Here is a 12,861-nt window from a genome sequence, read left to right on the forward strand (position 1 = left end):
TCGTGCCTCGCTAGCGCTGCGAAGACAGCCAGTAGCTCATGGGAAAACTCTCTATGTACCCTTCGCTGGCTCACCAATGACCAATGACCAATGACCAATGACCAATGACCAATGACCAATGACTAATGACTAATGACTAATCACGAAAATGGAAGTTTACTGCACTCGTTTGCGTTGTCCACGCCCACAAAACTATTTTGCCGATTTAGATGATGTTACGACACTGAAAACAACCCAGCAAAAGTATTGCACTACCTGTGGTATGCCATTGATGCTAGATGGTCGATACGTGCCAACTAAACTGCTGGGAAGAGGCGGGTTTGGAGCAGCATTTTTGGCACGCGATCGCCGAATACCAGGAATGCGTCAATGCGTGGTTAAACAGTTTCAACCATCGGGAAATTTAACTTTAAATCAACTGCAACAAGCACAGTTGATGTTTGAGAGAGAGGCAGAAGTTTTAGCACAACTTGGTAACGATCACGAGCAAATACCTGATTTATTTGCCTTCTTTCCAGTGATAGTTAATAGTTTGCAACCAGGACAGCAAGACCAATTTTTTTACTTGGTGCAAGAATACATTGATGGGCAAAACTTAGAGGAAGAATTAGTTCAACAAGGCAAATTTTCTGAACAGCAAGTGTTGGAGGTGCTGCAAGAAATTCTGAAGGTACTAAAGTTTGTCCATCATAGAGGCATTATCCACAGAGATATTAAACCCTCTAACATCATGCGCCGTCGCGATGGTAGACTTTTTTTACTAGATTTTGGCGCAGTTAAGCAAGTAACAAATGTTGCACTGGGTTCTGCCGCTTCTTCCACAGGAATTTATTCGATGGGATTTGCACCGCCTGAGCAGATGGCTGGGGGTCAAGTATTCCCATCTACAGATTTATACGCATTAGCTGTAACTCTTATTACCTTGTTGACAAATCAGGAAGCAGTTAAACTATTTGATGCCTATAGCAACCAGTGGAAATGGCGATCGCAAGTGACTGTTAACCCTCGCCTTGCTGACATATTAGACAAAATGCTGCTACCTGCTGCTAATCAGCGTTTCCAGTCAGCCCAGGAGGTTATAGATGCACTTAACTCACAGCCTCTAACCCCTATACAAATTAATTCGCCCTCTGTAACACTTCCGCCACAACCGTCAAAAGGTTCTAATCCCGTCGTTCCCCGCCGTCCGCCAACTCAGCCAGCATTTTCCACATTGGAATTATTGGGTGGGGCGGCATTTAGTGGATTTGAGGGTGCATTGATCGCGATCGCTCTCTTCAGTCTAGTAAAATCACCAATAGTTACTTTGACTACTTCTGCCTTGATTTTAGGTATACTAATTTTTGCCCAAACCAGGCGGTGGATTGAAAAGTTCGATTTATTAATTATTCCCACAATTACTTTTGCAATTATTTTTTTTGTCCCCTTTTTACGGGGAGGTCTTGACGTGCCGTCAGTGGTGATTTTAGCAGTTGGAGCAGGCTTAGTAGCTATTTCATTTACAGCCGTATTTCGACTTATTTATAAATTATTATCTCTCTTACTTTAAAAAACTTCTGGTGCTAACAGCTACATAAATGTCTCAGAAAAACGAAACGCTTAGTCTTTTTTTAGCCGTTATCATCACTATTGGTTTAATCTTTAGTGGTCTATGGTTTCTTATGGAACGGTGGGCGCAATTAACTGGAACTGTTCCTAAAACTTCCGGGAATGGTAACACAGGTAATCCCATAAACCAGTTTGCCAACAATAGATGTAACGTCCCAAACCTCCCAGAAGGGATATTTAACTATGGTGGTAGTACAAGCTGGGCACCCATCCGTAAAGACGTAGACTCCGTACTAGAAAGCGTTTGTCCTCAATTTACTTTACGCTATACTCAACCTGCTTCAGGTCAAGCAGGATCTGGAACTGGGATTCGGATGTTGATAGATAATCAACTAGCTTTTTCTCAATCTTCTCGCTCAGTTAAAGCTGAAGAAAATGCCGAAGCCAAACAAAAAGAATTTGGTTTGAAAGAAATTCCAATGGCGATTGATGGCATTGCGATCGCAGTTAACCAAAATCTTAATATCCTTGGTTTAACTGTCGCCCAACTTAAAGACATCTACACTGGAAAAAGTACTAATTGGCAACAAGTAGGCGGGCCAAATTTACCAATTAAAGTCTACTCTCGCAGCAAAGAAGCTGGAGGTACAGTGGAATTCTTTATCGAAAATGTTTTAAATAAAGAGAATTTTGGTGCAAATGTTAGTTATGTTGGCACTACCACAGAAGCAGTACGAAAAGTAGCGGCGAATCCTGGCGCAATTTATTATGCTTCTGCCCCAGAGATTGTACCTCAATGTACGATTAAGTCCCTACCATTAGGGCGAATTAGCGGTCAATTTGTGCCTCCTTACCAACAACCTGTTGTATCTCCATCTGAATGTCCCAATAAACGTAACCAGTTGAATAGTCAAGCATTTCGTAGTGGAGACTATGCAATTACTCGCAATTTATTTGTAATCATTAAACAGAATGGTCAAACAGACCAGCAAGCTGGCGAAGCTTATGCAAATTGGCTGCTGACACCTCAAGGTCAAGAACTGATCGAAAAAGCTGGATTTGTTAGAATTAAATGATAGAAATGCTTAGATTTAGCCAAAACCAAACAATTAAATAATAAATATTTTTTCTTTATTCAAATTTGTTCATGTCACAAAAAAATGAAACCAAAATTTTAGCTTTGACTCTGCTGCTGACAGTTGGCATAGTTGGCGGTGGTTTTTGGTGGTTTACTAACAATGGGGTCAAAATTGGTAATACCAACATTCAAAATCAACAACCAGGCAACAATTCATCCTTGCAAGAGCGCATTAGTTTTGGGGAAAAATCTTTTACTCCGAGTGACATTTCTGCTGTGAAAAAAGAAGGAGTACAGGCGATCGCAGCTAAAAGTTATGATAAAGCGATCGCTAATTTCACAGATGCCCTAAAACTCAACCGTAACGATCCAGAAACACTAATTTTTCTGAACAATGCCCGAATTGGTTCTTCCAAGAGCTACACCATTATGGCTTCTGTACCATTTGGCACTGACCCTAATGCTGCTTTAGAAATTTTGCGTGGCATCGCCCAAGCCCAAAATGAAATTAATACCTCTGGAGGAGTCAAGGGAGTACCGTTAAGGGTAGGGATAGCTAACGACGATGACAATCCAGAAGTAGCCAAGCAAATCGCTTCTAACCTAGTCAGTAATTCAGAAGTATTAGGTGTAGTTGGGCCGAATACTAGCGATTCTACCTTAGCCGCAGGTACTATTTATACTTCAGGACAACTTGTAGCAATTTCCCCTACCAGTACATCTGTAAAAATTTCTAACTTTAGTCGCTACGTTTTTCGCACGGTTCCTAGTGATTTTATGGCTGCTAGAACTTTAGCCAACTACATGGTGAGAACTTTGCAGAAAAAAAATGCAGTGGTTTTCTTTAATTCTCAGAGTAACTATAGCCAGTCTTTAAAGTCCGAGTTTGTCTCATCTGTTTCCCTAGAGGGTGGACAAGTATCCAGCGAATTTGATTTGTCTCAGGTGGGTTTTAGTGCGGTTAAAAGTCTAGAACAAGCAACTAAGCAAGGTGCAGAAGTCTTGATGTTAGCTGCTAACACTGAAACTCTGGATAAAGCGCTGCAAGTAATTCAGATTAACCAAAAAAAGTTAACTCTGCTGGCGGGAGATGATGTTTACACCGCTAAAACTTTAGAAATTGGCAGAGAACAAGCTGTGGGGATGGTATTGGCAGTTCCTTGGCATATTGATGGCGCTCCCAAATCAGATTTTCCTCAAAAATCCCGGCAGTTATGGGGCGGTGACGTAAGTTGGCGAAGTGCCCTTAGCTATGATGCCACTGTAGCTCTGATTGAGGCATTAAAACGCAATCCTACACGTTCTGGAGTCCAACAAGCGCTCTTATCCTCTGACTTTTCTGCCACTGGTGCTTCTGGTACAATTCGGTTTTTAGCATCAGGCGATCGCAATGCCTCAGTGCAACTTGTAAAAATTGTTCCTGGTTCTCGCTCTCGCACTGGTTATGACTTTGAACCAGTGCGTTAATCAGCCATAAAAAATTAAAAATTAACCAATTGTTAACCTGGTAAAACCCTCAAGATGAGAAATTGAGTTTTATGGGGAAAATTCTTAGTATCAACTAACAACTTATCCTCACCAACACTCAAGCCTTGAGAAGAGAGACGATTAATCCAGGGAAAATTTATTATACCTTGGGATCTATTGTAGTCAGAAGTGAGGATTTGTCAGCATTTTTAACAAAACATCCGTCCTCCAAATACAATCTCAAGTAGCAAGGACTTGTCAAGTCAAGCACTTGTATTGATTGGACGCGCGGGTAATTATACTATGTCCCAAAAAAATGAAACAACTATTCTTGTATTATCCATCCTAATCACCGTCGGGCTAATAGCTGGCGGTTTTTGGTGGTTTACTAGAAAATCTGGTGTCGATCTAAATACAATTAATTCTGGTAGCACCAAAACGCCCCAAACCGGATCGGAACAACCTAGTGGCAATACTTTCACTTCAGTAAAGGATGTTCCTACAGGATTATTCAATTACGGGGGCAGTACATCTTGGGCACCGATTCGACTAGTTGTCGATCCGGCAATTCAAGCCGCGCGGCCAGAGTTACGGCTGCGCTATGTAGAACCCAGCAATGCATCGCCTGGTTCTGGTACTGGCATTCAGTCCTTGATAGACGGTCAACTAGCCTTTGCTCAGTCTTCCCGACCAGTTCTAGATCCGGAATTAAGCCGTGCCCAGCAGCGTGGGTTCAGTTTGAAACAAATTCCTGTGGCAATTGATGGTTTAGCACTTGCAGTTAACCCCAACCTGAATATTCCAGGACTAACGGTAGAACAGTTAAAGTCAATTTACACAGGCAAAATCAATAATTGGAGCCAGGTGGGCGGCCCCAATATCCCGATCAAGCCCTATTCCCGCCGCATTACTGATGGCGGTACTGTCGAACTTTTTGTCCAAGACATCTTGGGTGGTCAAGCTTTCAGCTCCAATGTAGAATTTATCTCCACAACCACCCAAGCCTTGCAAAAATTGGCTGATAGTCCTGGTAGCATCTACTACGCTTCTGCCCCAGAGGTGATTCCTCAATGCTCAATCAAGGCCTTGCCGTTGGGGCGCACGCAAGGGCAATACATTGCTCCATACCAAGAACCTTCTGTCCTCCCGTCTGAATGTCCTGGTAAACGGAACAAGTTGAACATTGAGGCATTTCAATCAGGAAAATACCCGATTACCCGCAATCTGTTTGTGGTGGTCAAACAGAATGGTCAGACTGAGCAGCAAGCAGGTGTCGCTTACGCCAACTTACTGCTGACTGAGCAGGGACAGCAACTGATTACCCAAGCGGGATTTGTCAAAATTCGCTGACAAGAGCGAATTGCACTCAAGACAGAGTGGCGGAAATCGCCGCTCTGAACTGTACCTTAACCAGCTCTATTAATCGACTCTGCTGGCAAGCAAATGAGATTATCCCCTTGAGTCAAGATTAAACCACGTTGACGTAGCTTACCCATCAAGCGGGTGACGGTGACACGAGTTGAACCAATCGCGCTACCAATTTGGGCATGAGTGAGGGGAAAAGGCAGACAATAACCGCGAATCACATCAGGATCGGTGTCGCTCATTGCTGGCTCTCCATATTCCTCAATTAACAATGTGAGAAATCCTAAGAGTCGGTCAATTGTGCGGCGTTGTCCCAAGGCACTCAGCCACAGCAGCTTACGCTGGTGCTGATACCTAAAGGCATCCATAACTTCGCGACGGAAGTGAGGCCAATTGTCTAAATCATGCCAGTACATCCACAGCACCGCAGTTTGATCGACATGGGCGTAAGCCTGGAGTGTGAATGGTGACTGAGCAACAATTTCAAATGGCTGTCCCGCTCCCACAAAACCCAAGAACGCTTCTTCTGGAGTTCTGTTGATTCGTCGAGACGTTAGCTGACTAGCAGTCGCACTAACTTGGGCGGTTCCTACCATGCGGATCGCACCCCTTTGCACCAAATACAGCAATCCAGGCCGGGCTGGAATGCGCTCATCTTTGCTAAAGGTGCGGCAGCGATAGTGTTCTTGAGCCCAGTCAAGAATGCGTTGCCAAGTCAAAAAAGGCCGTGATGCCTCAGAAAAGGAGGATGGAGATTGCATAGGTAACAAAGAGCGTTCGGCTGAAGACAAAGACGTAAATAAAAGGGTGCAAGGAGTGTCTTTGTGTTGACGAGGCAGGCTTAACGCCTAACAGCGCCAGCCAATCCAAAGAATAGAAAGCAAATTACTCTCTACTCTTTTGTTATACTTCCTACTGTACAATGGTGGTAGTAAAGTTTACTTACTATTCATCGATTATTCATCAAATTTTATCCTCTTCTCATTTTTCTTCATCTAAATTAAATTTATACCGCAAGATAGATGGCAGAAATGTAACAAATATATCTTACATGACTATTTAAATATTATTACGTGCATTATAAATTACCAGTTAGCAAATATACGTCAATCAAACAGCTATTATATAGTTATCTAATAAAATCGATAAGCATTGATACTTATAAAACAGAAAGTGAATGCATAAAAGACGAAAAAATTCCTCTATATAAAGGTAGAGATGACAATAGAGTTTTCTATACCTCAAGTGTGTCTTTGCGACTATCAAAATCTCAGAATCGAAAAGCGATGGAGCTTGCCAGTGCGATCGCTTCAGATTTATCAGGGATTTGTGAGGACGTTTTTAGCATCCAAATAGTTCCCCCAGGTCGGATAAATTTTGAATTAACTCACTCAGCCTTAGCGACTTGGTTACAAAGTCTCGTAGTTGGGAGTTGTTGGGGAGCAGGGGAGCAGGGAGAAATCAATTCAAAATTCAAAATTCAAAATTCAAAATTGTACCCTTACAGGGAAGCAAGCTACGCGCAGCGTCTCATAGAGAAGAAAAACATTGACAGAGATGAAGGAACAAGGATAATAACTCATGCCCAATGCCCAATGCCCAATGACGCCACTTGCTCCACTTGGGGAGACCCCAAGACCGCAGTGGCTCCCCAATGCCCAGTGCCCAATTCATTGTTTGCTATTGAATATGCTCATGCACGCTGCTGTTCGCTAGTGCTGCTGGCTCATCGAGAGGGGTTGATTAAACTTAGAGAACCGATTCCAAATACTAGTCCAGCTTTTTGGGATGTTATTTTTCCTAACCCTCTACCTTGGCTTAATTGCGACGGAACACTACAACTCAATCACCCAGATGAGCGCCGTTTAATTGGCGAATTAATACAAGTGGTAGACAACATAGAGTGCCCTGATGTTAGCGATTCTGTGAAATGGGAAAAACTAGCGCTGAATTTGAGCCAAGCTTTTGAAAAGTTTTGGTCTAATTGCCGGATTTGGGGTGAGGTGAAAATTACTTCACCAGAGCTAGCCCAAGCTAGACTCGGATTGCTCATGGCTACTCAGTCAGTATTAAAATTTGTTCTAGAGGAAAATCTGGGGGTTTTTGCGCCTTTGGAGCTATAAATCGGTAATGTCGCTTAGGTAAAAATAAAAACTTTTTATATAGCTATTGACTCAATGCACCACCTCGGATACATTAGCTCTTGTGTGAGGAGCGAACCAGCAGGGGCACCGAGACGAAACACGGCCAGTCGTCGGTGTCCTTTCTGATTTGTATGGGTTAGATTTGAAAAAATGCTTTCATTTCACTACAGCAAAAACTTTTCAATTGCTACTGCTGCCCCATGTTCCTCTACGCTAGGAGCTACCCAATTAGCGATCGCTTGCACTCCTGCTGGTGCGTTGCCCATAGCTACACCAAGTCCGGCATACTCCAGCATTTCCACATCATTGAAGTTATCACCAATCGCCATAACGTTGGCTAATTGTAATCCCAGCAATTCTTCGGCTAGGTAACGTACAGCAGTTCCCTTATTTACAGAAGCGTTAGTTGCTTCAAAAAAGGTAGCAACAGAGGTTGTCATATAAAGTTCAGCGGGTGTGTATTGTCGGCGCAAATTTCCTAATAACTTATCGATTACGTCAGTGTCATCAGATAAAGCAAGAATTTTTGTCGGTTCATTCGTTAAGGCTTGACGCAAATCACCCACAGGAATCGCAGTAATACCAGAACGTTCTGCATAAATTTTGGTTTCTCTGGTTAACTCACGGACGTATAGTTGATCGTTGATGTAAAAGTGAACAGATAGAAGCGATCGCAACTCAGGCTTTTCAAAATAGTCGAGTAACTGGTGGGCGATTTCTCTAGAAACAACCCAATGGCGATGAATTTTTTGGGTGATTGGGTCTTGAATCCAGGCTCCTTGATAGGCCATTAATGGTAGGGTAGAGCCGATATCTTGGTGGAAGCGCAAGGCTGAACGATACATTCGACCTGTGGCGATCGCTACTTGAATTCCTAGTGCTTGCGCTGCAAAGATTGCTTGCTTTACAGGTTCGCTGATAGTGTTAGAGTGTCCAGCGATCGTGCCATCTATATCCAAAACTAGTAGTTTAATGTCTTTTGCAGCAGCCTGACGATCGGTAGATGCTTTCTGCATAATTTTCTAAATTTTAAGTTCCAGTAAGAGGTTAACAGGCTCTGGCGACCAGTGGGGAGTCAGATAAAAAATTAGGTTCTCTAATCAACCACTTCATATGAATAATTATTTATGGCGATCGCCAAGGATAGAATTTTTTAAATCTTATGAAAAATTCAGCCTAATAGGCACAATAAAAAACCCGATTCTCGAAAAAATCGGGTTTTTTAATTTAAATTAGAGAGTTTGCTTGATAGATAGGATAGAAAAAATCTACCTATTCAAGAAAGTCTATTAATTAAACATCTTGATCCAGCTTTTTTTGCGTTGTGACAACAAACAAAGCCCAGCAATTAAACCAATTCCCAGTGTGGCAGAAGACTCAGGTACTGATTTCACCTCATCGTAGTCATAAGTTACATTGATACCTGCTTTGGCATAAGTATCAATATAGGATCTCATGTTGCCCGAACCCGTAACTACTGAGTTAGCTAAAGCTGAGAACAAAAAGTCTATGTCGCCATTACCAGTGAAAGACTGCAATAATTGGGTATTGGTGAAAGACTGAGTAGCAGATTGTGTGGCAGTTAAATTAGAAATAGTCTTTCCAGAGGTGCCACTATAATCAGTGATGCCGTCATATTTAGCAGCTTGATAACTCGATATATCTTGTGGATTGAGGGCAAACAGAGACTGATTATTTAGTTTTAAACTGAGTTGACTAGCAAGATTTACTGTTACCTGAGTCGCGGTTGGACTCCTGTTTTCAAAACCTGCATTTCCAAGTAAGTCGCCAGTAAAACTTATCGTTACACCCTTGAGTGTGCCCAAAGATGAGTCAAATTTTTTGACGCTCAGAGGTGCATCAATGATGTTTGTGAAATCGTAATTAGTGGAACTACTGTAAGAGAGAGAAGCTGCATTAGCTGCTCCAGATGTTGCAACAATTCCTGCCAAAGTTGTGGCAGCAGCTAGAGTGTTGAATAGTTTTGTTGTCATGGATAAAAGATGCCTTTCTGAAACGAATCATCACGGGATTACTAACCTATTTCTAACTCTGAAACTTTGCTTGTAGTCTTGATAAATACACGTAACTTTATGTAAAGTTATTATGTTTAAATTCCTTCAACAAATGGACTTTTTCAACGGTATATATAAAGTTTTGTTAAGGTAAAGTAGTTTTGATAGTGGTAATCTGATGTCGAAATATTAAGCTAGTTTTTGTTGGTTCCTGAGATGTAAGCTAGGTCAACCTAATTAAACATAAAAGGCTCAGGAGATAGATCCTCGAATTCTGGTAATAAGTTAGGGATCTAGTTACTATCTGTTTACTATGCTTATACTCACGTACTTAATTGGGCTGGTATACCTGCCAAAAGTTGGTTCTACTTGGCTTCCGTACTAAAGGTGCAAATATGTAGACGTTAAGCTGTATAAAAAGCACAAAAAAGCTCATTAGTACCAGGGGTAAATGAGCAATGGAAACAGAGAACAGTTTTGTAGCCGAGTCAGGAGGATGTCTTCCTGGCTAAGGCATCTACTTATTAATGCCAATTGATGTTGTGCCTCAATAAAACCTCTTCACATATTCGGACACCCTGGCATATTATCTCCAAGCAGCAACCGTGCCAGACTGGGTAAAGCTTCACCATAGGTGGGATGGATGTGAACCGATCGCTCTAACAATTGCCAGGTGGCTCCTGCTTCTATCAGGGATAAAAAAACATGCACCAGTTCAGCAGTTTCGTAGCCCACCAGGGTTGCTCCCAGAATTTTGTCTGTGTCGCTGTCGATCGCCATGCAATAAAATCCGAGGTCATGCCCCCACTCGATCGCACGCGCAATTTGGTTCATAGGTAACGTGACAGCACGCGCGTTGATGCCTTGTTTCTGAGCCTGTTCTAAGGTCATACCCACTCGCCCCACCTGGGGTTCTGTGTAGACCGCATAGCCAAGAACGCGATCGCTCCGTGTCCGGTTTTCTCCACACAAAATTGCTTTTAAGCGGCGATAGTCCTCCCACGACACATGCGTAAAGGCAGGCTGTTTGGCAGCATCCCCGATGGCATAGACTCCAGAACAGGTGGTGTGGAACTGGTCGTCAATTTTAATAAATCCTCGATCGTCTAGCTCAATTTTGCTGGCGGTTGTATTTAATGCACTTGTATTCGGTTTCCGTCCAATCGCAACCAGCAACGCTTCTCCTTGAAGTTGTTCGCCACTGCTCAGGGTCAGCCTAAACAGATTATTTTCATGGGCAACGTGATTTACATTAACTCCAAAGTGGAGCGCAATCCCATCCTGCTTGAATGCTTCTGCTAAGACCTCGCTGACATCAGACTCTTCCTGTCCGAGGACGCGATCGCCCCGGACAATTAAGTGGGTTTGACTGCCCAAACGCGCTAGTCCTTGTCCCAATTCCAAGCCAATATAGCCGCCTCCGATCGCCAATAAACGGGGTGGTAAGGTGTTCAAATCAAAGAAGTTGCGGTTGGTTAGGTAAGGAGTTCCTGCAAGTCCGGGAATGTCAGGAATCAGCGAGGACGTACCCGTGTTAATGATTACCAGAGGAGCCTGAAGGGTAACATCCCCACCTTTGACCGTCCGTTCACCCACAAAAGCAGCTTCGGCACAAATGACTTTGACACCCGCAGTCTCCAATCGTTGGCGAATCCCTTGATTAAAGCTGCTGCGGATTCCCCGAACTCGCTCCATGACAGCGGGAAAATCCACTTCTACTTCCGTGTGGATGCCTAACTTCTTAGCTTGGCGCGATCGCCCTGCTGCATGAGCCGCTGCTAAGAACGCTTTGGACGGAGTGCAGCCATAGTTGATGCAACTGCCACCTAAAGCATCCCGCTCAAACAAGACAACCTTACGTCCCTCATTGGCAAAATCAGCCGCCAGTGGAATGCCTCCTTGACCACTGCCGATGACAATGACATCTGCTGTTTCCATCAATGCAAAACTCCTTGGAGATAGTTTGCTTTCATCAGATTCTTACACTCAAAGTTAAAAACTCTCTGGCTATTAAGGTAGGTGTGGATTGAGTTATGACATTTAAAGCTAGCGAAGTCCACCCGCGATAACTACAACGCTTGCACCTTCAGCTACCAGATGTTTAGCGATCGCGGCCCTGATGTCTTTAGATGCACCCATTGAGATTTTTAACAGTGATGTCTCACATCCTTGCCCACATCAGGATTTGATAAATTCCAGCAGGTCGGCGTTGATCTGTTCCTTGCTCGTATCGCCTAGAGCGTGCGCTCCCCCAGGATATATCTTCAAAGTCGAATTCTTGACGAGCTTTGCAGACAGGAGGGCAGAAGCACCAATCGGCACGATCTGATCGTCATCACCATGAATAATCAACGTCGGCACATCAAACTTCTTCAAATCCTCGGTGAAATCTGTTTCCGAAAACGCCTTAATGCAGTCATAGGTGTTTTTATGTCCAGCCATCATCCCCTGCATCCACCACGAATAGATTAGCCCTTGGGAGACTTTGGCACCGGGTCGATTGAAGCCAAAGAATGGCCCACTGGGTACATCTAGGAAGAATTGCGATCGGTCAGCCAACAACGCCGCCCGAAAGCCATCAAAGACCTCAATGGGTAGCCCACCCGGATTTGCCTCCGTCTTGAGCATGAGTGGCGGCACCGCGCCCATCAGCACTGCCTTGGAAACGCGCTTGGTGCCATGCCGTCCAATGAAGCGCGCCACTTCACCACCGCCGGTAGAGTGTCCGATCGTCACCGCATCCTTAATATCCAGCGCCTCGAAAAGCTCTGCCAGATCGTCAGCGTAGGTATCCATGTCATTGCCATTCCAGGGTTGGCTCGACCGTCCATGACCGCGACGATCGTGCGCGATGCAGCGGTAGCCGTGTGAGGCGAGAAAAAACATCTGCGATTCCCAAGCATCCGCGCTCAGTGGCCAGCCGTGGCTGAAGACAATAGGCTGTCCTGTGCCCCAATCCTTGTAATAGATTTGCGTACCATCCTTAGTCGTGATTGTACTCATGTGGCTCCTATGTAAATTGTGAGCGTTTCCCAATTTGTATCTGGTTCGGATCGTAAAGATAACTGCATTAGCGATCGGCAACTTATCGATAAATTGCTACTCAATCAATTGATACATAACTGATTTCAGCACTCTTATTTTGATGACCTGATTGCTTGCGAAGGTGGCTTATCTACTTTTAAATCAGTTGTCTGACTCAAGTTCTTTAATTTAAGATACCAGTTAACTGAGGGCTTACCCG

At 43.7% G+C, this 12,861-nt stretch carries 10 protein-coding genes; 5 read left to right on the plus strand and 5 right to left on the minus strand.

Features of this window, described 5'->3' with window-relative positions; genetic code table 11:
• The first annotated feature begins 148 nt into the window (after window positions 1–148).
• The 4 genes from RMX89_RS02710 (at window position 149) to RMX89_RS02725 (ending at window position 5,443) form a co-directional block, all read left to right on the plus strand.
• On the plus strand, window positions 149–1,549 hold the full coding sequence (locus RMX89_RS02710) for a protein kinase domain-containing protein (protein ID WP_322687826.1): 1,401 nt from the start codon (window positions 149–151) through the stop codon (window positions 1,547–1,549).
• A gap of 28 nt (window positions 1,550–1,577) precedes the next feature.
• Window positions 1,578–2,624 (plus strand): PstS family phosphate ABC transporter substrate-binding protein, encoded by a 1,047-nt coding sequence (locus tag RMX89_RS02715; RefSeq protein WP_322687827.1) that lies wholly within the window; start codon window positions 1,578–1,580, stop codon window positions 2,622–2,624.
• A gap of 71 nt (window positions 2,625–2,695) precedes the next feature.
• Window positions 2,696–4,093 (plus strand): ABC transporter substrate-binding protein, encoded by a 1,398-nt coding sequence (locus tag RMX89_RS02720; protein ID WP_322687828.1) that lies wholly within the window; start codon window positions 2,696–2,698, stop codon window positions 4,091–4,093.
• 303 nt (window positions 4,094–4,396) lie between these two features.
• The gene (locus RMX89_RS02725) at window positions 4,397–5,443 is read left to right on the plus strand and encodes a PstS family phosphate ABC transporter substrate-binding protein (RefSeq protein WP_322687829.1); all 1,047 of its coding nucleotides are present in this window, start codon (window positions 4,397–4,399) and stop codon (window positions 5,441–5,443) included.
• A 56-nt stretch (window positions 5,444–5,499) separates the two neighbouring features.
• Here the strand turns inward: RMX89_RS02725 and RMX89_RS02730 are convergent, their stop codons facing one another.
• Window positions 5,500–6,219: a Crp/Fnr family transcriptional regulator gene (locus RMX89_RS02730; RefSeq protein ID WP_012412419.1), complete on the minus strand. Its 720-nt coding sequence runs from the start codon at window positions 6,217–6,219 to the stop codon at window positions 5,500–5,502.
• 525 nt (window positions 6,220–6,744) lie between these two features.
• Between RMX89_RS02730 and RMX89_RS02735 the strand changes: the two genes are divergently transcribed.
• Window positions 6,745–7,581, plus strand: coding sequence for a DALR anticodon-binding domain-containing protein (locus RMX89_RS02735; protein WP_322670722.1), 837 nt, complete (start codon window positions 6,745–6,747; stop codon window positions 7,579–7,581).
• A gap of 185 nt (window positions 7,582–7,766) precedes the next feature.
• On the opposite strand, the gene RMX89_RS02740 is transcribed toward RMX89_RS02735, so the two are convergent.
• From RMX89_RS02740 to RMX89_RS02755, 4 genes are all read right to left on the minus strand, one after another.
• Window positions 7,767–8,618, minus strand: a complete 852-nt coding sequence (locus RMX89_RS02740; protein ID WP_322687830.1) for a Cof-type HAD-IIB family hydrolase — start codon at window positions 8,616–8,618, stop codon at window positions 7,767–7,769.
• A gap of 273 nt (window positions 8,619–8,891) precedes the next feature.
• On the minus strand, window positions 8,892–9,596 hold the full coding sequence (locus RMX89_RS02745) for a choice-of-anchor E domain-containing protein (protein ID WP_322687831.1): 705 nt from the start codon (window positions 9,594–9,596) through the stop codon (window positions 8,892–8,894).
• 582 nt (window positions 9,597–10,178) lie between these two features.
• Complete coding sequence (locus RMX89_RS02750; protein WP_322687832.1) at window positions 10,179–11,555, minus strand: dihydrolipoyl dehydrogenase family protein; 1,377 nt, start codon at window positions 11,553–11,555, stop codon at window positions 10,179–10,181.
• 240 nt (window positions 11,556–11,795) lie between these two features.
• Window positions 11,796–12,620: an alpha/beta hydrolase gene (locus RMX89_RS02755; RefSeq protein ID WP_322687833.1), complete on the minus strand. Its 825-nt coding sequence runs from the start codon at window positions 12,618–12,620 to the stop codon at window positions 11,796–11,798.
• Window positions 12,621–12,861: the final 241 nt, after the last annotated feature.

Origin of the sequence: Nostoc sp. DedSLP04, from assembly GCF_034530775.1 — a bacterium.
GTDB lineage: Bacteria > Cyanobacteriota > Cyanobacteriia > Cyanobacteriales > Nostocaceae > Nostoc.

Coding starts and splice junctions, on each gene's coding strand:
- RMX89_RS02710 (WP_322687826.1), top strand. CDS start 149: ATGGAAGTTTACTGCACTCGTTTGCGTTGTCCACGCCCACAAAACTAT.
- RMX89_RS02715 (WP_322687827.1), top strand. CDS start 1,578: ATGTCTCAGAAAAACGAAACGCTTAGTCTTTTTTTAGCCGTTATCATC.
- RMX89_RS02720 (WP_322687828.1), top strand. CDS start 2,696: ATGTCACAAAAAAATGAAACCAAAATTTTAGCTTTGACTCTGCTGCTG.
- RMX89_RS02725 (WP_322687829.1), top strand. CDS start 4,397: ATGTCCCAAAAAAATGAAACAACTATTCTTGTATTATCCATCCTAATC.
- RMX89_RS02730 (WP_012412419.1), bottom strand. CDS start 6,219: ATGCAATCTCCATCCTCCTTTTCTGAGGCATCACGGCCTTTTTTGACT.
- RMX89_RS02735 (WP_322670722.1), top strand. CDS start 6,745: ATGGAGCTTGCCAGTGCGATCGCTTCAGATTTATCAGGGATTTGTGAG.
- RMX89_RS02740 (WP_322687830.1), bottom strand. CDS start 8,618: ATGCAGAAAGCATCTACCGATCGTCAGGCTGCTGCAAAAGACATTAAA.
- RMX89_RS02745 (WP_322687831.1), bottom strand. CDS start 9,596: ATGACAACAAAACTATTCAACACTCTAGCTGCTGCCACAACTTTGGCA.
- RMX89_RS02750 (WP_322687832.1), bottom strand. CDS start 11,555: ATGGAAACAGCAGATGTCATTGTCATCGGCAGTGGTCAAGGAGGCATT.
- RMX89_RS02755 (WP_322687833.1), bottom strand. CDS start 12,620: ATGAGTACAATCACGACTAAGGATGGTACGCAAATCTATTACAAGGAT.